This is a genomic window from Nitrososphaerales archaeon (genome assembly GCA_032906765.1).
Lineage (GTDB): Archaea > Thermoproteota > Nitrososphaeria > Nitrososphaerales > Gagatemarchaeaceae > DASPPF01.
On record JAJTZB010000009.1, the window covers coordinates 26,172 to 47,475 of the forward strand.

General features: G+C 57.9%; 22 protein-coding genes. 9 read left to right on the top strand and 13 right to left on the bottom strand.

Annotated elements, in window-relative coordinates; all coding sequences use genetic code 11:
• Positions 1-70 precede the first annotated feature (70 nt).
• Both LYZ69_08935 and LYZ69_08940 read left to right on the top strand, forming a co-directional pair.
• Entirely contained in the window at positions 71-394 is a 324-nt protein-coding gene (locus tag LYZ69_08935; protein ID MDV3278567.1) for a hypothetical protein, read from the top strand.
• 94 nt (positions 395-488) lie between these two features.
• Entirely contained in the window at positions 489-1,253 is a 765-nt protein-coding gene (locus tag LYZ69_08940) for a nucleotidyltransferase family protein (GenBank protein ID MDV3278568.1), read from the top strand.
• Here LYZ69_08940 and LYZ69_08945 read toward each other — a convergent pair.
• Both LYZ69_08945 and LYZ69_08950 read right to left on the bottom strand, forming a co-directional pair.
• Positions 1,250-1,585 (bottom strand): hypothetical protein, encoded by a 336-nt coding sequence (locus LYZ69_08945; protein MDV3278569.1) that lies wholly within the window; start codon positions 1,583-1,585, stop codon positions 1,250-1,252. The genes LYZ69_08940 and LYZ69_08945 overlap by 4 nt on opposite strands.
• A gap of 14 nt (positions 1,586-1,599) precedes the next feature.
• On the bottom strand, positions 1,600-1,896 hold the full coding sequence (locus tag LYZ69_08950) for a hypothetical protein (protein MDV3278570.1): 297 nt from the start codon (positions 1,894-1,896) through the stop codon (positions 1,600-1,602).
• Between the two features lie 136 nt (positions 1,897-2,032).
• On the opposite strand from LYZ69_08950, the gene LYZ69_08955 reads away from it, so the two are divergent.
• From LYZ69_08955 to LYZ69_08965, 3 genes are all read left to right on the top strand, one after another.
• Positions 2,033-2,329 carry a 4a-hydroxytetrahydrobiopterin dehydratase gene (locus LYZ69_08955; protein MDV3278571.1) on the top strand — a complete coding sequence of 99 codons (297 nt, stop codon included), beginning with the start codon at positions 2,033-2,035 and terminating at the stop codon, positions 2,327-2,329.
• 266 nt (positions 2,330-2,595) lie between these two features.
• Positions 2,596-4,242 carry a TCP-1/cpn60 chaperonin family protein gene (locus LYZ69_08960; protein ID MDV3278572.1) on the top strand — a complete coding sequence of 549 codons (1,647 nt, stop codon included), beginning with the start codon at positions 2,596-2,598 and terminating at the stop codon, positions 4,240-4,242.
• Positions 4,243-4,297: 55 nt separating this feature from the next.
• Positions 4,298-4,882: a TetR/AcrR family transcriptional regulator gene (locus LYZ69_08965; GenBank protein ID MDV3278573.1), complete on the top strand. Its 585-nt coding sequence runs from the start codon at positions 4,298-4,300 to the stop codon at positions 4,880-4,882.
• A gap of 7 nt (positions 4,883-4,889) precedes the next feature.
• Here LYZ69_08965 and LYZ69_08970 read toward each other — a convergent pair whose 3' ends face one another.
• From LYZ69_08970 to LYZ69_08980, 3 genes are read right to left on the bottom strand one after another with little or no spacing between them, the layout of a single operon-like run.
• Positions 4,890-5,285, bottom strand: coding sequence for a PPOX class F420-dependent oxidoreductase (locus LYZ69_08970; GenBank protein MDV3278574.1), 396 nt, complete (start codon positions 5,283-5,285; stop codon positions 4,890-4,892).
• 23 nt (positions 5,286-5,308) lie between these two features.
• A complete protein-coding gene (locus LYZ69_08975; GenBank protein ID MDV3278575.1) occupies positions 5,309-6,967 on the bottom strand; it encodes a hypothetical protein in 1,659 nt (552 codons plus the stop codon).
• A 28-nt stretch (positions 6,968-6,995) separates the two neighbouring features.
• Complete coding sequence (locus LYZ69_08980) at positions 6,996-9,647, bottom strand: hypothetical protein (protein ID MDV3278576.1); 2,652 nt, start codon at positions 9,645-9,647, stop codon at positions 6,996-6,998.
• A gap of 54 nt (positions 9,648-9,701) precedes the next feature.
• On the opposite strand from LYZ69_08980, the gene LYZ69_08985 reads away from it, so the two are divergent.
• The gene (locus LYZ69_08985; GenBank protein ID MDV3278577.1) at positions 9,702-10,400 is read left to right on the top strand and encodes a hypothetical protein; all 699 of its coding nucleotides are present in this window, start codon (positions 9,702-9,704) and stop codon (positions 10,398-10,400) included.
• A gap of 48 nt (positions 10,401-10,448) precedes the next feature.
• Here the strand turns inward: LYZ69_08985 and LYZ69_08990 are convergent, their stop codons facing one another.
• Positions 10,449-11,084, bottom strand: a complete 636-nt coding sequence (locus tag LYZ69_08990) for a hypothetical protein (protein ID MDV3278578.1) — start codon at positions 11,082-11,084, stop codon at positions 10,449-10,451.
• Positions 11,085-11,184: 100 nt separating this feature from the next.
• The gene (locus LYZ69_08995; GenBank protein ID MDV3278579.1) at positions 11,185-11,586 is read right to left on the bottom strand and encodes a hypothetical protein; all 402 of its coding nucleotides are present in this window, start codon (positions 11,584-11,586) and stop codon (positions 11,185-11,187) included.
• Between the two features lie 147 nt (positions 11,587-11,733).
• On the opposite strand from LYZ69_08995, the gene LYZ69_09000 reads away from it, so the two are divergent.
• Positions 11,734-12,858, top strand: coding sequence for an LAGLIDADG family homing endonuclease (locus LYZ69_09000; GenBank protein ID MDV3278580.1), 1,125 nt, complete (start codon positions 11,734-11,736; stop codon positions 12,856-12,858).
• A gap of 37 nt (positions 12,859-12,895) precedes the next feature.
• Here the strand turns inward: LYZ69_09000 and LYZ69_09005 are convergent, their stop codons facing one another.
• Genes LYZ69_09005 through LYZ69_09030 form a run of 6 tightly spaced genes read right to left on the bottom strand, consistent with a single transcriptional unit; the run spans position 12,896 to position 18,282 of the window.
• Positions 12,896-14,014, bottom strand: coding sequence for an NADH-quinone oxidoreductase subunit D (locus LYZ69_09005; protein MDV3278581.1), 1,119 nt, complete (start codon positions 14,012-14,014; stop codon positions 12,896-12,898).
• A gap of 4 nt (positions 14,015-14,018) precedes the next feature.
• Complete coding sequence (locus LYZ69_09010; protein ID MDV3278582.1) at positions 14,019-14,537, bottom strand: NADH-quinone oxidoreductase subunit C; 519 nt, start codon at positions 14,535-14,537, stop codon at positions 14,019-14,021.
• 8 nt (positions 14,538-14,545) lie between these two features.
• A complete protein-coding gene (nuoB, locus tag LYZ69_09015) occupies positions 14,546-16,192 on the bottom strand; it encodes an NADH-quinone oxidoreductase subunit NuoB (GenBank protein MDV3278583.1) in 1,647 nt (548 codons plus the stop codon).
• A 2-nt stretch (positions 16,193-16,194) separates the two neighbouring features.
• The gene (locus LYZ69_09020; protein ID MDV3278584.1) at positions 16,195-16,563 is read right to left on the bottom strand and encodes an NADH-quinone oxidoreductase subunit A; all 369 of its coding nucleotides are present in this window, start codon (positions 16,561-16,563) and stop codon (positions 16,195-16,197) included.
• A gap of 46 nt (positions 16,564-16,609) precedes the next feature.
• Positions 16,610-17,035 (bottom strand): CBS domain-containing protein, encoded by a 426-nt coding sequence (locus tag LYZ69_09025; protein MDV3278585.1) that lies wholly within the window; start codon positions 17,033-17,035, stop codon positions 16,610-16,612.
• Positions 17,032-18,282 (bottom strand): citrate synthase, encoded by a 1,251-nt coding sequence (locus LYZ69_09030; GenBank protein ID MDV3278586.1) that lies wholly within the window; start codon positions 18,280-18,282, stop codon positions 17,032-17,034. The genes LYZ69_09025 and LYZ69_09030 overlap by 4 nt, the downstream gene beginning before the upstream one ends.
• A gap of 379 nt (positions 18,283-18,661) precedes the next feature.
• Here LYZ69_09030 and LYZ69_09035 point away from each other — a divergent pair, with 379 nt between their 5' ends.
• Together LYZ69_09035 and LYZ69_09040 are read left to right on the top strand one after the other, a co-directional pair.
• Positions 18,662-19,951: a citrate synthase gene (locus LYZ69_09035; protein MDV3278587.1), complete on the top strand. Its 1,290-nt coding sequence runs from the start codon at positions 18,662-18,664 to the stop codon at positions 19,949-19,951.
• 252 nt (positions 19,952-20,203) lie between these two features.
• Entirely contained in the window at positions 20,204-21,214 is a 1,011-nt protein-coding gene (locus LYZ69_09040; protein MDV3278588.1) for an NAD(P)/FAD-dependent oxidoreductase, read from the top strand.
• Positions 21,215-21,304 lie beyond the last annotated feature (90 nt).

A 21,304-nucleotide genomic window follows, 5' to 3' on the forward strand; every position in this document is an offset into this window, starting at 1 on the left:
CATGTGGTGAAGGTCACAGCAGATGCGCCAGTAATAAGTTAATAAGCGAAACGCGCCTCTCGATGTCCGGATGAAGTTCTTTCTCGAACACATGCTCCCGAGGAAGCTCAGGTACGCGAGGGTCTACCTCGAAGCTGGTGGCGCGTCCGTCTTCTTCTCGCTTAACGGCGCGAACGCAGACTGGCACGCGAGCATCGGAAGCTCCCGTGAGGTCGAGATGTCTGACTTGGAGTATACTCGGCGCAGGGCCAACCTTCCCGCAGTGGAAAAAGTTGACGACGACGGCAGGACTGTCATCGTCAGGAACGCCCAAGGCTACGAGGAGCAGTGGAAGAAGCCTCAGTGGGTCCTCATGAACCTGCGCAAGACCAGAGGCAGCGGGCAGGACCGGTAGGGCGCAGCCTGCAGGCCGAATTAGCAAAGGAGTGCTAATCGACACGCTAATGCAAACAGCCTTTAAATCCGAATGAAGGGCATTTTTCTCACAGATGGAAAGCGTCATCATGCTTCCGGCCAACGGGCTGGAGGCAGCTCAGCAAGTGATTGACTTCGGCGAGACGCGAGGGGTGAGGTTGAGGCTCCTCGGCGGGCTGGCGTTCAAGCTGCTCTGCCCCAGCTCACGCGAGGCGCGCTACTACAGGGAGAACAAGGACATCGACCTGATGGGGAGACGTGAAGACTGCAGGGAGGTCATGAAAATCATGGAAACGCTCGGTTACAAGTCCCGCGAGGTCTTCAACAAGCTGAGTATGGGGAGGCGTTTGATCTACTACGACATGGTCAACAGGCGGAGGGTGGACATCTTCCTTGACGAGTTCGAGATGTGCCACAAGTTCAACTTCAAGGACAGCTTGGCCCCCGATTCGTACACCCTGCCGCTCACTGAGCTTATGATGACCAAGCTGCAGGTCGTAGAGAAGACGGAGAAGGAGTACCTCGACCTTGTAGCAGCCTTCCACGACTATGACGTCACGAACGGCAGCGGGGAGATTGAAGGAAACAAGATTGCCGAGGCATGCTCGAAGGACTGGGGAGTCTACGCGACGTTCACCAAGAGCCTCGCCGCCCTCCTGGGATGGGCCCAGACACTGGGAAGCGACGACAGAAGCGTGGTCGTCCCAAGAATAGAGAGGTTGACAGGCATGATCGAGTCGAAGCCGAAGGGACTCTCCTGGAAGATGAGGGCGAGAATCGGAGAGAAGGCGAGGTGGTATGAGATACCCGATTCTGACGGCGACACGATGCTCGACTAGCGCTTCCTTATGCGCACTACGGCCCCGCCGCTCCTCCCGACCTCGTAGTACACCTTCGCGTTCGAGACCCGAGGCGCCTTCACGACCCCGGCCAAGACGCTCTCCGCAACCTGCGGGCGGTCGTCGGCTTCGACAATCACGTCCACTTTCGAGTTCTTCCTGACGCCTATCTTCTCGCACATCTCGGCTGAGAGGAAGATGCCCTCGTCACCGTCGTCGAACTCTACCTCAACTGGCTTGCCGCCGAAGCTGGTTGTGCCGATGAATCCGTTCTTGGTGAATGACGACACGTCCACGGCGAAGACGAGTTCCTGGATATCTTGTGCGCCCAAAGGGGCATCAACCCCTATTCCTCGGAGTCGTCTTCGTCCCCTTCGCCGTCTTCAATGACTAACACCTCCTCGACTACCTTCTCCCCCTTCTCTCCGAGCAGCTCGTCGATGGGGTACCAATGCCTTTGGCCGTCGAGACCCGGCATCTCGACCTCGCAGTATCCTGCGAGCGTGACCCCAGTCATGATCCCGCTCATTCCCTTGCCGTCTGGCAGAGCTACTTTCTTTACCGCCACAGACTCTTCGCCGAAGACGGCTTCGCGCCGGGCGTTGACCTTGACCTTAAGACCCTTGGTCGGCTTGAGCTCCATTTTCTTTCGCGCGTGAGTGCTTGGGGATATTTAAGACTCGATGTGTGCGCGTCGCAGATTCAGACGACTTGACGTTTTTGTGTTTTTCCGGCCTGCAGTTGCTAAGTTAATTAGGAGCGTCAGGTCGCACGCCTCGTTGCCTCGACTTCTCACATCGAGAGAGATCAGGGCGAAGCTGAAGGGCCTGAGTGGCTGGAGACATCGGGGAAAGTTCATCGTCAAGACGTTCGAGTTCGACAAGTTCATGGACGGAATCGCGTTCCTGAATCTGGTCGCGAGGGTTGCCGAACAGCAGGAGCATCACCCCGACATCAACGTCAGGTACACGACTGTCAGACTGTCGATACAGACACATTCGGAGGGGGGCGTCACGAGCTGGGACATAGGCCTCGCCAAGGCAATCGAGAAGCTACACCCAAAGACCCACAAGTAGGAGCCTTGGGATTCCGACCTTCAGCGCCGCCGATGAGTATCGGGCAGATGTCAAGGGAGAAGCGACCTACATTCCGCAAGCTGATTCTTCAATGGGTGACTGCGAAGATGAGCCTGCCCAGCACCTCGTGAGAGGAACCTGGCATTGAGGTTTGGACTCGCCTCGACAGAGCCAAGTAATTACTCTGGGCGCCGCAATACTTATCTACAACGCGAAGTTGTATACCTAACAGCGAATCATCTATGTCAACCCAAGCTATTCCAGCCATGACATCGTCGGGGCAGCCCGTCCTCATCTTGAGGGAGGGGGCGAGCCAGAATAGGGGCAAAGAGGCCCAGAAGAACAATATCGCTGCTGCGAAGCTGATCGCAGAGATAGTCAGGTCGTCGGTCGGCCCAAGGGGGATGGACAAGATGCTCGTCGACTCACTCGGCGACGTAACGATAACAAACGACGGGGCGACGATGCTCAAAGAGATAGACGTGCAGCACCCAGCAGCGAAGATGCTCGTCGAAGTCGCCAAGACGACCGACAACGAGGTGGGGGACGGAACGACCTCCGCCGTCGTCCTCGCGGGTGCGTTGCTCGAGAGGGCAGAGGAGCTTCTGGACAAGGACGTCCACCCGACAGTGATAGTTGAAGGCTACATGAAGGCGTCAAGGAAGGCGGTGGAGGCGCTCGACGCCATGGCAGAGAAGATCGACCCGCAGGATAGAACCTGGCTCGTCAAGGTGGCCCGGACGAGCATGCAGACAAAGCTCATCTCGAAGGAGGCGGAGCAGCTCGCAGGCATGGTCGTAGACGCCACGATGGCTGTTGCCGAGAAGACGCAGAAGGGGTACAAGGTGGACATCGACAACGTCAAGGTGGAGAAGAAGCCCGGTGGCTCGCTGGGCGACACGAAGCTAATCCAAGGCATAGTGCTCGACAAGGAAGTCGTCCACTCAGGCATGCCGAAGAGGGTGGAGAAGGCCAAGATAGCCTTAGTCAGCGCCCCGTTCGAGATTGAGAAGACTGAGTTCGACGCGAAGCTGAACATCAACGACCCGTCCATGATGAAGAAGTTCCTGGACGAGGAGACGAAGATGCTGAAGGGCATGGTCGACAAGGTCGCTGGCGTCGGTGTCACCGTGGTCGTCTGCCAGAAGGGAATCGACGACATCGCGCAGCACTACCTCGCAAAGGCGGGGATTCTGACCGTCAGGAGGGCCAAGGAGAGCGACATGACCAAGCTCGCTAGGGCCGCGGGTGCGAGGGTCGTCAACAACTTCGAGGACCTCACTGCTGCGGACCTAGGCTATGCGGCTCTCGTAGAGGAGAGGAAGATCGAGGAGGACAGGTGGGTCTTCATCGAAGGATGCAAGAATCCAAAGGCCGTGACCTTGCTGATCAGGGGAGGGACGCAGCGCATAGTCGACGAGGGAGAGCGCTCGGTTCACGATGCGCTCATGGTCACGAAGGACGTCATGGAGAAGCCTGCGATCGTTGCGGGCGGGGGCGCACCCGAAGCGGAGGCGGCTTACCAGGTGATGAAGTGGTCAGAGAAGCTCACCGGAAGGGAGCAGCTCGCGGCCCAGAAGTTCGCAGAGGCGCTCGAGTCGATACCCATAGCCCTCGCCGAGAACGCCGGGATGGACCCAATCGACGCCCAGGTAGAGTTCAGGGCGAAGCACGCAGAGGGCGGCAAGTGGTTCGGCGTCGAGGCGACCGACGGCAAGGTGAAGGACATGTACCAAAGGCAGGTCTTCGAGCCCCTCTTAGTGAAGGAGCAGGTGATAAGGTCCGCCACGGAGGCGGCGTCCATGATACTCCGAATCGACGACGTGATCGCAGCGGGCAAGTCGAAGGCCCCGCCCGGCCCGCCTGGAGGCGGAGGAGGAATGGGCGGTGAAGGCGGCGGCGACTTCGACTAGAGACCCCGTACGAGCATACAAGAATTAAATACGCGCGGCGCCAATTTCAACCGAAATGCAGGCGAGCGACCAGCGAGTCACCGCGGGCAAGATTCTGCAGGCCGCCTCCAAGCTCTTCGCGGAAAAAGGATTCGCCAACGTATCGATTAGGGACGTATGCAAGGAGGCGGGCACGACAGCCCCTGTCATCTACTACTACTTCCGGAGCAAGAGGGGGCTCTTCGAGGCTGTGACGAGGAGCAAGGTCTCGATGGCAGACCTGATCGGCAAGCTCTCGAGGATTGTGGCCGAGAGGGACGCGTCGAAGGCCCTGTCGGCGTTCATCAAGACGTACCTCTCCTCATTTCCTGAGCACGCCTTCGACGCCGGACTCTACATGAGGGATTCCGCGACGCTCGACAGGGAGAGCGCGAGGATGATCAGCGTCGACCTAGACAAGGTGCGTTCGCTGGCCTCGGACCTGATCTGGAGGTGCATGCAGGAGGGCGTCTTCAGGAGGACTGACAAAGGGCTGGCCGCAGATTGCCTCCTCGGCATGCTCAACAGGGTCATCTTCCAGCACCTGCACTTCTCAAAGGCGTCTGACAGGGAGGCCTACGGCAGGTTCGTGACTGACTTCTTCTTCAGGGCGATGAAGTAGCGACAGGCTAGAGGCCGCTAAAAACTCGCAGCGGGGCTATCTCAAAGGAGACCCTCTGCTGTTTCCAGTACACATCTCTCGCTGACTCCCTTCCCTTCTCCTCCCCCGTGTAGGCGACTGCGAGTGCCTCGATGTCCTCGTTCGGGTCCCTCTCCTTGGCCTCTCTGGCCCTGCCCCTAGTCGCGACGTACCTGTACCCCTCGTCGATGAAGAAGGCGACCCTGTCGTCCCTCTTCATGTTGAGGAACTTCTGTCTGTCCCTCGTCGTGTTGATGATCAACTTGCCGTTGTCGTACTTGTACCTGACAGGAGTCAGCTGAGGAGAGCCGTTCTTGTTCGGTGTTGCCAGCTTCGCAAAGTGAGTGCCCTTCAGGAAGTCCCCTGCCTTCTTGTCGAACTTCATGGGTTCGCCGGGGTTGGTTGGGGCTATTTCAGTTTCTTGACGTAGTCTTTGAGCATCCTCACGTAGATGCTCCTGGGAGGGAAGCCGACGCTGCAGAGGTATGTCGAGAACTTGACTCTCTTCCTGTCGTCCTTGATTCGCCGCTCGAGCGCCCTTATCTCCTGGCCGACCACCGCGTAGCTTGTAGCGTACCCAGGGAACATGCCCTCGTGCGCAGGGAAGAGTTGGAAGTAGACGCTGCTACGCGGCACTCCGGTGCGCTCGTTGGCCCAGTCGACGAATTCAAGAAGCCCCTGCTTGCCAGTGTTGATGCGGACGTCGCCAATGACCCTGAGGAACCTGACGATGCGCCAGCGCCTTGTCCAGAACTCGAGCTCGAGGTTGATTAGCTTCAATCCTCCGAACTTCGCCATCGACTTCACGTAGTCTCTCTCCGCCTTCGTCAGCTTCTTCTTCGTCTCGAGCTTCTTCGACGCCTCGAGGAACTCCAGCTCTCTGTTGAATGATAGGCCCTCTGTGATCGGACCTCCGGTGGGAAGCGCTGGCAGAAGCTGGAGTGCTGAAATCTTGCCGACGAAACCCATCACGCTGTTCGAATGGTGGACGCAGTGGCCGTACTCCTCGTGCACGAGTAGGTTCATCAGGCCAGTCACCGACTTGTCTGGATCTCTCTTGGGGTCAGTCGTCTGGAAGAACACCTGGAAAGGTTTCTTGGTGTAGGTGTTGAAGAACTGCGCAGCGCCTGTGGGTATGGTCCCTGTCAGGTAGGGAGGAGTCTCGATGACCTTCGTCCTGTACTTGGGGTTGATACCGTGTACGTCTTGGTTTACGAGCGGCTGGATGACCTTCCTGATCTGCTGAGTGGTCCGGAGGAGCTTCTTCGGGTCGAGTTTCATCCTCGAGTTGATTGCAGTTTCGACTGCCTCGGGGACTGTCTTGCACCCGAGTTTCTTGGCCAACGCCTCTGTGGCCTTCCTGAACTTGGGGAGCTCCTCGTCAATCCATGCCATGGCATTCTTCTCGAGCTCCTCGGGAGATTCGCCGTAGTCCAGCGCCTTCGAGAGAGCGTCCGGGTAGAAGCTCTGCCTGCCGAGGTCGAAACCGTCCCTCTTGAAGACCTTCTCCACGTTTTGGAACTCGCCATGACCGAAGCCTTCCAGCTGGAACAAGCCGACATACTCGGAGGCCTTGGTCTTCAGTGCGTCGCAAGCAGCCTTCACCTCGGCGCTCTTGGTCTGCCCGTTCACCGTATCGAGTATCTCGACGACGCTGCCGAGCCTGTAGAGGACGAGTGCTTTCACGCCCACGGGGATGTTCTTCCCAGAGTATCTCTTGGTCGAGGCGTCGAGTGCGTCCGCAGCGTTCTTGAGAAACAGGAGCATGTGTTCGTCTTTGATACCCTCCTTCACAAGCAACGCGAAGATAGACCCCACGATGTCGTCGAGCACCGGCTGGGGCTCGTCGAAGCGGAGGGCAGTCTCCATCGAGTCGAGCGACTTCCGCTGGAGCTCGGTCTCAGCCCTCCCCTTCAGCTCGCGGACCTTCCTCAGGGCTGCGTCGACGTTCTCCTGCGACGGAATGAAGAGCTTCCCGGCGTAGTCGTCGAAGCCCATCAGGTACGCGGAGGAGGGCGCGAATTCCTTGAACGAGTCAAGAATCTCGTCATCGAGGTGGGAGGCCATGACCATGGGGGGCGAGGCGTGGGATATTTTAGTTAGCCACGTCGAGAGGTTTGAACTTCTCCACTGTCTCTAGGAGCTCGCGCGCCAGCCGCCCCTTCCATTCCTCGAACCCCTTGGGGGATTCCGGGTAGCGTAGGTTCACGCCCACCAACGCGGCGCTCTTCTCCACTGTGTACCTGAGGCCCCTCGCGAGGGAGAACTGGGCTAGGACCCTGAACCACATCGCGGGGCTCATCAGCCGGGCCCTGTTGAACTCAGGATGCTTCCTTTCTGTGATTGCAGCTACGTCATCCTCGGAGAGGAAGTGCTTCATTCCGTAGTTGATCTCCTCGTTAGTGACGGTCTGCAGGTACCTCCTGAGGACCTCGAAGCTCGCCATCGGGTACCCGTGCGTGTTCATGTACTCGACGTTGTACTTCCAGAGCGAGCCCTCGCTCGTGTCACCCGATTCCACGGCCTCGGCCACGACCTTGCCCAGGATCGTCCCCCCGTAAATCGAGGGGCTGATGCCGCCAGCGTCTATTGGGCGCGGCATCCACGCAGCGTCGCCAACGATCGCGAAGCCGTTCGCGACCATGCAATCGTTGTGCCTGCGGACCGGAACCTGCCAGTTCCCCTTCGTGTTGCCAGAGTCTGCTTCGCTCGTCGGCTGTCTCGGCTTCTTGACGACTGGGTTGTCAGCGACGTACTTGTCGATGAGGGTCTGCAGGTTGTCGTTAAGCCCAAACCTCCTGTTCCGTCTGTCGAGCCCAGACTTTGAGACGCCGAGTCCGATGTTCACCTTCGTCCTGCCCTTCGGGAAGACCCAACAGTTGTGGACGTTGAACAGGGGAGTGAAGTCTCCGCCCGTATTCAAGTCAAAGACTGGACCGCTGTACTCGCTCCTCTCCAGCTTGCTGATTCCTAGATAGACCCTTCCATCACCCAGCACGAAACCCCTGTTTTGCTTTCTCCTACTTCGCAGGAGTTCCTCACCGAGGAAGCCTGCTTGATGACCAAAGACAGTGACCGCCCATGCGTTCTTCACCTTGTTCCTCTTGATCGAGGCGATGACCTCCAATCCAGCAAGAAGAAGCCAGAGATCGATAGAAAGCACCCTGGAAGCTGTCGAGTAGGAACGCGCGTCTGACCTGCCGCCCCTCTGGTGTTCGATGCTGCCGTCTCCGAAGTAGAGACCTTTCAGGAAGGCCAGTTTGCTTGTCTTCGAAATCTCGTGTATCCATGAGGGGAGCTTCTTGTTCCTGGCTCCCCTGCCGAAATTTTGTTCCATGACCTTCGCTAGGAGAGAGTTAGTGATGTCAATGTTGTAGCAAGGCAGGCTCCGTTCCTTCCTGAGATTCTTCCAGACCGAGGTGTTGAAACCGAGCGCCTTCGTAAGGTTGAGAATGCGTTCGATGTAATTCCTGTTGGTGTTCGAGATTGTAACGTGGTTCTTCCTGATCGAGCCTTCGGAGACGTACCAGCCGCAGAGCTCCATGAAGTTCTCGTCTAGCTTGACCTTGGTGGGCATACGGGTCCGCTTGGGGTGTTTCGCCAGGGTAATCTGCCTGAGATAGGTCCCGTCAGGTCCGCGGCCGTTGAAGAACGAGCGTCTGATTGTCACGTAAACGAAGCCGTCCTCGACCAGTCCACTGACGTACTGCAAAACGTCGAGCTCCAGCAGTGGGCTCTTCGCGGCGGTGGGCAGGGGAACGACCAGGTAATCCCCACCTCTATGACTCCCACTGACACTCCTGATTAGCTCGTCGGCGCGCTTCCATATTTCTCCAGTTCTGGGGTTCCACACTCGCACCAAGTGCTCAGGAGTCAGCCTGATCTCCTGGTTCAGCATGTAAGGCGTTACGGCGACGAGAAGTCCTGAATAGTTCCGCCTGCTAGTGGCAGAGACTGGCATCCAACCCTCAGAAGTAAGTACCTCGTCTCCCATCTTAACGTCCACTATGGCCTTCAAACTGTTCTTGCAGACTATCGGCGTGTCGGGGGCGACGCAATAGCCAGCCGGTGCCCTGAACTGGTCTAGGTGTATGATGCAGTAGTCGGGCGAGAAGTATGACGGCTCGTCCGCGGCCGGGTCGAAGTCGAGTATGTACCTCCCTGTCCCGACAACGTCGTCCCCGTCAATCTCCTTCTCAATCATGGAGGGGATTGGGAGAAAGCGTCTCAGCACGGACGAAGAACCTGTTGCGTCGATGACAACCTTTGCGGTGACGCTGAATGTCGACCCGTCAGCCTTCCTTCCCGAGACGCCGATGATGTAACCGTTCTCCGAGAGGAGCCTCTCTGCTGTCGCTCCGAACATGAACTCTGTGCCGAACTTCTTCGCGTCGTTGACCTGACGCCTCGGGGCGAGCTTCCTGTTGAAGAGGTACCCTTCGCCCTCGAAGAGGACCTTCGTCTTCCTGTCGGGCGAGTAGACGTAGACTCCCTTGACTGGGTGCTCGAGCTCTGGGGACCCGTACCTGATGCCGATGTGGTCCGCCAGGTAGTCGAGGCTCCTCTTGCTCGTGGCGTCGCCGCACGTCCAGCCGTTGTGAGTCTTCTTGCCCGGCTCGGTCTCCGGGTTCCTGTCGATCACCAGCACGCGTGCTTTGCCCTTGGAGTGGTAGCCGATGGACGCGGCTGTGATGAGGCCTGCCATCCCACCGCCAGCGATGACCACGTCGTAATCCCTGGGAGACATTAGTTGCCAATGCAACTAAAATCCTATATAAGAGCTTCGCCGTCCTCAACCTGCTTGGAACCGCACGCAGTTGTTGAGGAGCTGAAGAGCGTAGGCCTCACGGGTTACGAGGCCAAATGCTACGCGTCGCTCGTCAAGCTCGGTCCCTCCGACCCGAGGAGGGTCGCCGAGGATGCCAGCCTTCCGCACCCGAATGCCTACGAGGCGCTCAAGAGGCTCGAGGCGAAGGGGTGGGTCGAGCTTGTGAGGAGGAGGCCGGCGACGTACCGTGCTAGGAAACCAGGGAGCGTGAAGTCGATGGTGGCCTCCAAGATGGATGAGGCCTTCGATGCCCTAGATAGGGTCTACAGGTCGGAACCCGCCGAGGAGGCAGAGCTGGTCTATACGCTGAGGGGAAGAGACAGGGTCCTGTCCAAGATCTACGAGTTGGTTGCAGGAGCGAGGGAGAGTGTAGTGTTGGTCACTCCCACATTGGGGTTGAACGACGAAAGACTGCTGAACCTACTGGGTCTAGCGGTAAAGAGGAGGCTGAAGGTCAGGTGCATTGGAGACGGAGGGGCATCAGGCATTCTACCGCCTGGCGTCAAGTTAAGGAAGGGCAACCTGGTGGCTGTTGACCTCCTTGTCGACGACAAGATGGCTCTAATCTCCCTGCCCGACTACTCGGCGTGCGGCTGGATAGACAGCCCGCAGGTAGCGAGCCACTTCAAGCAGTTCCTCGAGCTGCTCTGGAACAGTTCATCGCCGGCATGAAGTGAGGAAGGAGACCGCCCTGCTTGCACCGAACGGCCTCTAGCTTCCTTAACCGCTTGAGAATATCGACTCGCTTGAAGACGGCACTTCGGGAAGAGACTCGCTCATCCTCTTCTCAGCTATAGCAGCCGCCTCTGCGAGTATCTTGTTCGCCTCTTCGCTCGACTCTGCTGTGTAGAAGTTCATCCCCGTAATCTGGCCGACGTCGGCCATGATTGAGTTGAGCTGGGAGCCGATCTCACCGAGTGCGCCCTGAGCGTCGGGCATCGCCTCTCCGAGGGTCGCCCTGACGTTCCTGACGACCCCTATCGCGGGCGCTAGCGTGAGTGCGAAGTCGCCCATGTCCGTGACGGTCTGCAGCCTAGTCGTAATCTGCTCGAGCGCCAGCTTGGACTGCGTGACAATCTTAGTCATCTTGCGGACCTCCGCCAGCTCGCTCGAATATGCCTTGCTCGACTCTTGGTCGTGTGCCTGTACCGCTGCGACTGTCTTCTTGAAGATTGAGTTCTCCCTCTGCTTCAGCCTGTTCATGGATGCGTCCAGCCTGTTGACCTCGCCCGTCAGCTGCTGCGTCGCCCTCAGTATCTGAGGACGGATGGGCTTGGGGCCCTTGACCGCTTCTCTCGTCCTCTTGCCGAAGCCGTCCTTCTCCTCGGCCTTCCACTCCTTGGTGAACTTGCTCAACGCTTTCTCTGCGTCAGATGGCTGCGTAATGCTGGCATAGCCCAAGCTGACAATATCTCTTGACAGTGAGGTTAACTTTCGATTGTCGCTTTGCGGGTCATCAGAGGTTGATCTGGTGCGGGAGGGCGGCCGGGAAGGAGACGCCGAACAGGGCTCCGACTATCAGGTTGACTACAAGGGCCACCACGACCGATACCACGGCGATGGCGAACGCCCCCAGCCAGCCTGTGTGGAAGGATGACTTGTAGACGCCCAAGAACGCGAGGAACCCGAGGATTCCACCCCATACTATCGCAGTCGGCCCTATCACGGCACCGAGGAAGAAGGCGACTGCCACCACAGTCAGCCCGTAGACTATGACCCCGCCAAGGGTGGCGACCATAGCCTCGCCGAGGGTAGCCCTTCCGCCAGTGACAATCTTCCCTGCCACGTATGCGGGCAGAGAAGCGATGACCCAGATTACGAGAAGGGCGCCCAGTAGGACGACCAAGTCGGTCAGCATCGACTATCTGTGTGCCAGCGGGACAGCCCGCTAATAACCTTGGATGCAGGACTTCCAAGCCGCCGCTAGGGGGCGGCATAAGATTTCTGCGGACTGCGACAACACTTCTCCAAGGCGCTTAAGAGCACAAGTGAACTCTCATGTAGATTGTCCGGAGGGCTCGCCTGGCCGCCGAAGAAGGAAGACCTTGAGCAGTTGTATGTTGGGAGGAAGCTCTCGGCGGCGAAAATCGCCTATGCATACGGTCTGAAGGGCACGAACCCAAAGTCTGATGAGACGCTTGTGCTGTATTACCTGCGGAAGTACCGAATCCAGAGGAGGGACAGGGCGAAGCACATCAGGAAGGTGACTGAGGAGATGGTGGAGGACTGGATTAGAAGGTACAATGGCGGAGAGTCGCTCAGGCAGATTGCCGGAAGCAGGCTTGACCCCGTGACAGTCTTCTACCACCTGAAGCGGAGAGGGGTGCAGCTCCGCGACAAGGTTGAAGCGCAAATCAAGGCGGTGACCAAGCATGAGAAACATCGCTTTGACGGCACCACCCTCGACCAAGCATACCTGCTTGGACTTGCCAAAGGAGACTTCTACGTCACTACGCATGGTCGGTCGATTCGCGTCAAGACGGGAACAACTCATCCCGCAATGACACGTCTCTTCCGAGATGTCTTCTCCAGATACGGACCGGTGTACGAGTACCCAAGGCCCAGTCGGCTCACCCCTTACGAATGGAGCCTTGATTGCGACCTGGATGCCAGTTTTCGATTCTTGCTCGAGTTTGATGAACGTATCGCGAAGTTGATTAAAGATAGGAAGAGATTCTTTGCCTTCTTGGCGGGGCTCTTCGATGCTGAAGGAAGTGTCTATTTGCACAAGAAGAAGCGATGGGGAGCCTTCGAGTTTAGTCTCGCCAACACGAATAGAGGATTGCTGCGCAGTATCTCTGCGCGCCTGTCGGAGGAAGGATACTCTCCAACGTTGAGACGCAATCGGCAGAGCCCGAGGAGAGGAGTGAAGAATGGTAGTGGCTTCATCTGGAGATTGACTTTGTGGCGTTATGGAGACGTCTCAAAGCTTCTCAAGGCGCTCCCCTTGAGGCATCCTGAGAAGGCCGCCAAGGTCGAGATAGCACTTCGTCTAGGATATCGACCCACAGACCTTGAACGGGAACAAGTGATAGGTGATTGGGAAGTACTGAAGAAGCAGATCAGGAGGGACAGAGATGATTACGTCGAGATGGCCAGAAAATCGCTTAATATCTCCAGAGAAGGCTGAAAATGCCTAATCACAGTGAATATAACCTAGAACAGGCTCAGCGGTCCGCTTCGACCGGCCAATAATTTAGCGACCAGAATATGACAGGTATGTCGGCCACGTGCACGTTCCTCAGGAGGTGCGGGAGGGCCGCGAGGTTCTTGAAGCTCGGCGTCCCTATTTTGAGCCTGTATGGCCTGGGTGAGCCATCGCTGATTATGTGGTAGCTCATCTCGCCCCTCGCGGCCTCTGTGCGCGAGTATACCTCCCCCGCGGGGACCCTCGGCTGCGGCCCGATCTTTACCCTGACGGGGCCAGGCGGGATCGACCTGAAGGCCTGGCGGATTATCTTGACAGACTCCCTCATCTCAAGGAGGGCCACCTGACAGCGTGCCCACGAGTCGCCTGACTCGAGGACTGAGACCTTGAAGTCGAAGTCGTCGTAGGCGCTGTACGGCTCGTCCTTCCTCAGGTCGTGCCTGACGCCGGAGGCCCTCAGCACTGTGCCGGTCGCGCCGAGCCTGATCGCGTCCTCCGTCGAGAGCACGCCCACACCCTCCGACCTTTCGAGGAAGATCGGGTTCTTCAGGAATATCTTCTCGTATTCGTCCATCCGCTTCTCGAACCAGTCGCACGTCTTCAGCCCCCTCTCGGTGAGCCCTGTGGGCATGTCGTTCCTGACTCCCCCGGGGATGATGTAGGCGAACGTGACCCTCGCGCCGCCTATTCTCTCAGCCACGTCGATCCAAAAGTCCCTGTCCCCCATACACCAAGTCGTCATCGTCGAGTGGCCGGTGAAGATGCCCATTATCCCGAGAAAGTACATGTGGGAGATGATCCTGTTGCACTCGGACATAATCACCCTGAGGTACTCTCCCCTCACGGGCACGGTCGTGTTCATCAGCTGGTCGACGCCGAGAGAGTACGCGAACAGGATGTTCGAGCTGTCAAGTATGACTGGCCTCTCGAGGTGCGGGACGTTCTGGATGTAGTTTCGGTACTCGCCCATCTTCTCCTCGCCCCTGTGGACGTAGCCCGGGTCGGGCTCTGCCCTGACTAGGTAGTCGCCGTCCAGCCAGAGCTTGATTCTGAAGTGGCCCGCGCCCGGGTGCTGGGGACCGAGCGAGACGGACATTATCCTGTCCGCGTCGGGCGAATACTCTGACTGGATTGTCAACGCTTCATCTCCCAGGCGAGACGTAGTCCTTCCTTAGCGGCGGCAGGTCGTTCCAGTCCTCGGGAAGGAGCAGGTGCCCCTGGTTCGGATGGCCCTGGAAGTTGATACCGAACATCTCGTGCGTCTCCCTCTCGTGATACTCCGCGCCGGCCCACACCCCGATCAGGGTCTGGACAACGGGATTGCCGCGCGGGACTCGCTCTGCGAGGCAGACGACGAAATCCTCGAAGCCAGGCCTGAAAGACCCGACGAAGTAGATTATCTCGAACTCATCCTTCGCTATCCAGTCGACGCCGCTCACAGTGCTGATGTGGTCGAACCCGAGTTCGTCCCGGACGAAGGTTGCGACGTCGCTGGCTTTCGGCGCTGGAGCTGTCATCTTGAGCCTTCTCTCCCTCGTGTAGTCGACCTTCACGTCAGGAAACTTAGCCGTCGTCCTGGAGGCGAGCTCCTTCGCCCTGATAGGCTCTGGCTTCGGCTGCGCTGGGGGAGCTTGGGGACTCGGAGACGGTGGCTGGCTCATCGGGGAGGTCACGCCCCGCTGAGGCTGGGAGCTCTCCTGATCTTCTCCTGCAGGAGCACCAGGCCTTGGATGAGGGCCTCGGCCCTCGGAGGGCAGCCTGGGACGTAGACGTCCACAGGGATGATGTCGTCTATGCCCCTGAGGACGTTGTAGGAGTCGAAGTAGAGCCCGCCCGTGATGCTGCAGGCGCCCATGGCGATAACCCACTTAGGGTCGGCCATCTGGTCGTAGATCAGCTTCAGCCTGGGTGCGAGCTTCCTGGTTACAGTGCCCATAACTATGATCAGGTCGCATGCCCGGAGTGAGCCGAACGCTTCCAAGGCACCGAACCTCTCGAAGTCGAACCTCGAGCCTGCGGCCGCCCCCACCTCTACCGAGCAGTTATGAACAACTGCGTTCGAAACCAGATAGGTATTATCGGTGGTCTCGAGATTGCTTACGTGCCCCGAGTACTCTATCTGAGATATTCTCCTTATCGGGACCGCGACGAAGTCAGCGGAGATTTTGAAATCTGCTTGTCTTCTCTTCGAAGTCAGCATCGAGATGGTATAGACATCGTTCGTCTTCACAGTTCTGCCCAAGATTTTTGAGGAGCCCCTCCGGCGCCCTAAGGAGATTCGAGCGAATTGGCCAAGCCTCGCGCACGCCAGCTGAACCTGCAAAGCAAGGACTCTTGAAGTGGTGTCCGCACGGACGTATACGGGCCCTCTTTTGTCTCGTATTTCGCCGCCATCACCATCAAGGTAGCCCCGCACAAACGCTCTGAGCAAATCAAGATTCTTGTGATATAGTATGAAGTCTGGAATCTTCTTGTTCTCTGCCAGATGGCCACACCATTCACGGAAGGCACGCGCAAGTACGCTTGACGAGAATCTAACCGTGGTGGTTGTTTCTCTTACTTTGGTCGATGGCGTGTAACCTAGCGATTCCACCAACCTTGAGACTCGCCGAATCACGGAGTGTTCTTCATGACCGAATGCGAAAAATACGTCATGGCCCTTTGTAGACCAGCCCTCAGCGGTGTACATCCCAAGCAGCCAGGCAGTATCGATAGAAACTGGGAACTCCAGAGGCGGGTTCCAGCCGCGGCCCCTCACGATCGCGAGTCCGCGGGGTGTTGCATATCTATCCAGTGCAATGCTGGTGATGTCAGTGAATCCGTTGACACGTGGTATCAATACGCAATCATGGGACTTCGTCGGATACACGTGGCGCCCATTCATCTTGAGAGCGGGCGAGCTGGTTAACTCTCCGGCGCTCTTCCACGCCTTGCTCTCGTGGTAAGTTCCCTTACCATGACGCACCTCTCTCTCGATTGTCAAGACCGGATGTTCGGGAGTCAGCAGGAGCGGGAGCATACCCCGTCCGGTAACTTCAATGAGGTTTCCATGGTACTCTCGATCGAAGGTCTGCATAACGCCTACATGCCCACTGACGCCGGTTACTTCATCTCCCGGCCGGTACTCTGAAATGGGCTTGTTGTCGCCGAGTATGACAGTATCAGGGGTTACGCAGCAGGCTGTCTCAAGATGGACCGGCCAGAGGGAATAGAGCCTTCCCCAGTTGGCGAGGTACCGCATCGGGTCGCCGACCGCGTACTGGACGACGTCGTTCAGCTTGCCAACGAGGACTTGGAATGCCCCCGACTTTTGCACTTCTACCAAAGCTCTCTCTTGCCTGCGAGGTTGAGCGCGAAGCCCATGGGGATGAAGAGCATCCCCATGAAGAGGGTCAGAGTCCAGTCGGAGGCGACGCCCAGAGCCAGGGGCTGGTACGAGGCGGCCCAGGCGTACAGGAACATCGCCATCACGTCGAAGACTATGAACATCAGGAGATAGGCGTAGTACTGCATCATGAAGTGCATCTTGCCAGCGCCGACGGGAACCTGGCCGCACTCGAACGGCGCGTTCTTGATTGGGTTCGGCCTCCTAGGAGCGAGTAGCTTCGGGACAATAACGACGACCATAGTGAAGAGGACGCCGACCACACCCATCATGAAGACGGAGCCGATGTCGCCGAAGAGCAAGTGCAAAATTCGCAGACCGGTTCACGCTATTTAGGGTTTACGGGGGTCAATCGACGCCGTGGACGTCTTCGACTTCGTCCTTCAGCAGGCCCTGCAGTAGTCTCTGCTCCCTGAAGAAGTCGCGTATGGAGATGACCCCGAAGAGGGTGCCGTCGTCGTTCTCGACTATCAGGTGGCGTATTCCATTCTCCATCATCAGCTTGATTGCCTTGGAGGGCCTGTCTCCCCTCTTTACGCTCACCAGCTTCGCCGTCGCGATTGACTGGAGCGGGTTTCCGAGCGGCGTCCCGGCGGCCACCGCCCGGACGACGTCTCTCTCGGAGACGACAGCCAAGGCCTTCACGGGGCTTATCGAGGAGGCGACGACGAGGAGGCCAATCTTCTCTCTCGTGAAGACCTCCGCCGCCTGCTTGATCGTCGCGTTGTTGCTTATCGTGACCGGCTTCCTCTTGATGAGCGCCTCGACCCTCATCTCTTTGTCGACCCCACGAGCGGCCGTCTGTCGATGGGCACGTACTCCGTCTTGTTCGGTCCGACATATTCCGCCCTCGGCCTTATGATGCGGTTGTCCGAGTACTGCTCAAGGACGTGCGCAAGCCAGCCCGGCGCCCTTCCAACGGCGAAGACTGGGGTGAAGAGGTAGCTCGGGATGCCGATGTGGTTCAGCGCCAGGCCCGAGTAAAGGTCGACGTTGGGGTAGAGCGACTTCTCCTTCCGCATCATCTCCTCGACCTTCTCCAGAATCTTGAGGGCCTGCTTCTCCTTGTCTGTCTGGACGAACCTGTGCGCCATGTCCTTGAGGATCCTGGCCCTGGGGTCCATCGTCTTGTAGACCCTGTGCCCGAAACCCGTGATTTTCTGCTTGTGCGCGAACTTCTCCGAAATGTAAGCCTCGGCCTTGTCTGCAGTGCCTATCTCCTCGGTCATCTCGACGACCTTCTCGTTCGCCCCGCCGTGGAGCGGCCCTTTCAGTGCGCCGACGGCACCTGTTACCGCTGAATAGACGTCCGAGAGGGTCGACGCTATCACCCTGGCAGTGAACGTCGAGGCGTTCAGCTCGTGGTCGGCGTGGAGTATGAGCAGGACGTCCATCAGCCTGGCATCCTCCTCATGAGGCTCCCTGCCCGTGACCATGTAGAGGAAGTTGGAGGCGTAGCCCAGGCCGGGCTTCGGCGCGACGATGGGCTGGTCGTGCTTGTGCCTGTGGATTGCAGCGACCATGGTGCCAATCTTGGACGCAATCGAAGCCGCCTTCTCCTGCTGCTGGTACATTGGGTCGTCGAAGATTCCCAGGGCCGCGACGCCCACGCGGAGGGCGTCCATCGCGTCGCAGTTACTCGGCAACGTCGTCAGGATCGAGACGAGCTCTTTCGGAATCGACCTCTTGGACGAGAGGTCAGCGGAGAACGAGCGCAGTTCGCTTGCGGTCGGGAGGTGACCATTCCAGAGCAGGTACGCTGCCTCCTCGTATGTCGACTTTGATGCAAGGTCCACGATGTCGTACCCGCGGTAGAGCAGTCTTCCTTCATGGCCGTCGATGAAGCAGATAGAGCTCTGGCCAGCGATGACGTCCTCGAGGCCCTTCGCCTGTGTGGTTAGTCTCCCAATCACCTCGTCCATCGATTCGCCCCACTTCGCCATTCCCGCGAGCTTGGAGTGGGTCTCGTCGGAGACCTTCACCACTTTTGACGTCCGCGACTTGGGCGACGACTTGGCCAACTGCAGTTACTTCGGTTACTTGGGTTCTTAGGATATTTGAAGGTTCAGCGTACAACCTATCCTAGTTGGATTGCGGCCCAACAACATGGAGAGTCTAGCGGGTGGATATTGAACGGTTCCTAACGCATGGAAGTATCCCCCCGCCTGTGGACAAGTTCGCATCATGGTTGCGCATGAACCTGATTTCCCCTCGGTGGGTGGAGGGATTTGCCAGTCGTTACCTCGGAACCTGCTCCCTTTGGCTACGCCCTCGGCAGCGGCGTTGCTCCCCTGATTGCGGCAAGATGGTGAAGGGGATCTCTGGTTTTCAGCAGTGAGAATCGCGTGGGGTGCTTAAGTGCACCCTCTCACCGCGGAACAAAATGGTGCAAAGTCAACCTTGTCGGCCAAGGCTGATACGCTGACGATCAGGGACAATCGCACTGGCAAAGAGTACAACGTGCAGATTCAGAGCGGGGCGATTAATGCTCTCGACTTGCGCCAGATCAAGGCATCTGAGCGCGATTTCGGACTTTTGTCGTACGACCCCTCCTTCCAGAACACCGCTTCCTGCAAGAGTAAGATAACCTACATTGATGGCGAAGCCGGAATACTGCGATACAGGGGCTATCCAATCGAGGAACTCGCCGAGAAGCGAAGCTACCTGGAGGTTGCGTACTTGGTGCTTCACGGCGAACTCCCGACAAAGAACCAACTAGAGAACTGGGTTCACAACATCACATACCACACAATGGTCCACGAGAACACAAAGAAATTCATGGATGGCTTCCACTACGACGCACACCCGATGGGGATGCTTGTCGGGACTCTGGGTGCCCTTTCCACCTTCTACCCTGACGCAAAGATGATTTTCGATGAGCCGTCCAGACAACTTCAAATCTACAGATTGATAGCCAAGATTCCAACGCTCGCGGCCTTCGCGTACAGGCTCTCTAGGGGGATGTCTTACATCTACCCCAGCAACGATTTGGCCTACGCGGCCAACTTCCTTTCAATGATGTACACTCCTTCCCCGACAACTAGGTACGAGCCCGACGAGACTCTGGCGAAGGCGCTCGACATTCTCTTTACGCTTCACGCCGATCATGAGCAGAACTGCAGCGCGAACGCGATGAGGAACGTAGGAAGCTCCCACGCCGACCCATACTCAGCCTCTGCGGCAGCAGCCGCCGCCCTATACGGCCCGCTGCACGGTGGTGCCAACGAGGAAGTCATCAGGATGCTCCGGGAGATAGGGTCGAAGGAGAAGGTGCCGGGGGTAATTGCCCAAGCGAAAGAAGGAAAGAGGTTGTTGATGGGATTTGGCCACCGCGTCTACAAGAACTACGACCCGCGGGCTCGCATCATAAAGAAGGTTGCCGAGCAGGTCTTCTCTGTGACTGGGCGTAATCCTCTCCTTGACATCGCCTTGGAGTTGGAGAAGGTCGCCCTCTCTGACGATTATTTCATCAAGAGAAAGCTCTACCCGAACGTGGACTTTTACTCTGGAATCATCTACCAGGCCATGGGCTTCCCAGTTGACATGTTCCCGGTTCTCTTCGCCATACCCAGGATGTCTGGTTGGTTGGCCCAGTGGCAGGAAGGCCTCCTCGATCCTGAGCAAAAGATTGCACGCCCTCGCCAGCTTTACCTGGGCTACCCAGAACGCCATGTCCCAGAAGTGGGTTAGGCGCCGTGGTGTTACCTAATCAGATGTGCATCTTATCCATACCTTAGACAAAACGCGCGCTTTGGTGTGTGAAGAGTTGGGCTGCAAAGTGCGTAAGACGGCTCGAGCTAGCCGTGCCAGATTTCGACAAATCTCACCAAGTCTCCGGTCCTGAGGGAGCATGACTGGCCTTCTGAAGTTAGGCCAAACGGCGATTACAGAGAGCCCTAATCGACAAGTAAAAAAGCGAGAGAGGCATGCTTGGCCCCAAGCTTGAAGATAGCAGTTGTGGGCACGGGCGTCGCCGGCGCGTACCTGTTGAACCGCATCCCACCGGAGCACAAAGTGGAGGCCTTCGAGATGAGGTCTCAGCAGAACTGGTACACAGTCTGCGCGTGGGGGACGAGCGAACCCTTCATCAGGGATTTGGTCAGGAAGGCCGGGTTCAACTTCGACGACTACGTGCTGCACAGGGGGAAGAAGATGATTGTCGACCTCGGAGACGAGCAGCTGGAGATTAAACTCAAGGGACTCGTGACATACGACAAGCACAAGCTGACCCACGACATGATCGAGGGGAAGAACATCCACTGGGAAGAACACATCACGGAGCAGGACGGCCACTTCGATGGCTTCGACATGGTCGTGGACGCGACTGGGCTCCACAGGTCGCTGCTGCCGAAACTGAAGGAGGACATTTTGATCCCGTCGCTCGAGTACCAGGTGAAGTCCAAGGAGCTCCCGTATGACGATTTCGTGATAAGGCCGTACCCGGGGATTACTGGCTACTGGTGGTACTTTCCCCTCGGGGATGGAACTGCTCACGTTGGGGCCGGGGACCTTAGAGGCAGGTACAGGGGAGAGCTGGACGAGTTCGTGAGGAAGTACAAGTGCGAGGTCGTGAGGAGGATTGGGCGGCCGGTGAGGGTCACGCCCCCGAAGCTCTGTGAGCCGTTCTTCGACGGCAAGGTCGTGGGCGTTGGCGAGTCCATCGGTACAGTGTACCCGATGCTCGGAGAAGGAATCATACCGTCGATGCAGTGCGCAAACATCTTCGTTGAGCACCTTGGAGACAGGGAAGAGTACAGGAGGGTGGTCCTGGACCACTTCGCGATGTACGCCAAGGTTTACGAGTTCATCAAGGCCAAGATAGATGGCAGGTTCAGCATGGTGAAGATGTGGCCCACACTACTGTCGATCTTCTGGTACATGCGGAGCAACGAGACGAGGTACGGGCTGGAGACAAAGCTCACTGACTTCTACAAGATAGCGACGAGGCTCTAGTTGAGCGAAGAGGTGCGGACGCACACAGCGGTGCACGTCCTCAAGGGCGCGGTCCAGAAGGTGCTGGGGGCCAAGTTGACCACTTCGGTC

Excerpts from the sequence above, each read along its gene's own strand:
- LYZ69_08935 (MDV3278567.1), top strand. The coding sequence starts at position 71 with ATGAAGTTCTTTCTCGAACACATGCTCCCGAGGAAGCTCAGGTACGCG.
- LYZ69_08950 (MDV3278570.1), bottom strand. The coding sequence starts at position 1,896 with ATGGAGCTCAAGCCGACCAAGGGTCTTAAGGTCAAGGTCAACGCCCGG.
- LYZ69_09025 (MDV3278585.1), bottom strand. The coding sequence starts at position 17,035 with ATGAGGGTCGAGGCGCTCATCAAGAGGAAGCCGGTCACGATAAGCAAC.
- LYZ69_08975 (MDV3278575.1), bottom strand. The coding sequence starts at position 6,967 with ATGGCCTCCCACCTCGATGACGAGATTCTTGACTCGTTCAAGGAATTC.
- LYZ69_08965 (MDV3278573.1), top strand. The coding sequence starts at position 4,298 with ATGCAGGCGAGCGACCAGCGAGTCACCGCGGGCAAGATTCTGCAGGCC.
- LYZ69_08970 (MDV3278574.1), bottom strand. The coding sequence starts at position 5,285 with ATGAAGTTCGACAAGAAGGCAGGGGACTTCCTGAAGGGCACTCACTTT.
- LYZ69_08980 (MDV3278576.1), bottom strand. The coding sequence starts at position 9,647 with ATGTCTCCCAGGGATTACGACGTGGTCATCGCTGGCGGTGGGATGGCA.
- LYZ69_08940 (MDV3278568.1), top strand. The coding sequence starts at position 489 with ATGGAAAGCGTCATCATGCTTCCGGCCAACGGGCTGGAGGCAGCTCAG.
- LYZ69_08960 (MDV3278572.1), top strand. The coding sequence starts at position 2,596 with ATGACATCGTCGGGGCAGCCCGTCCTCATCTTGAGGGAGGGGGCGAGC.
- LYZ69_08995 (MDV3278579.1), bottom strand. The coding sequence starts at position 11,586 with ATGCTGACCGACTTGGTCGTCCTACTGGGCGCCCTTCTCGTAATCTGG.
- LYZ69_09010 (MDV3278582.1), bottom strand. The coding sequence starts at position 14,537 with ATGAGCCAGCCACCGTCTCCGAGTCCCCAAGCTCCCCCAGCGCAGCCG.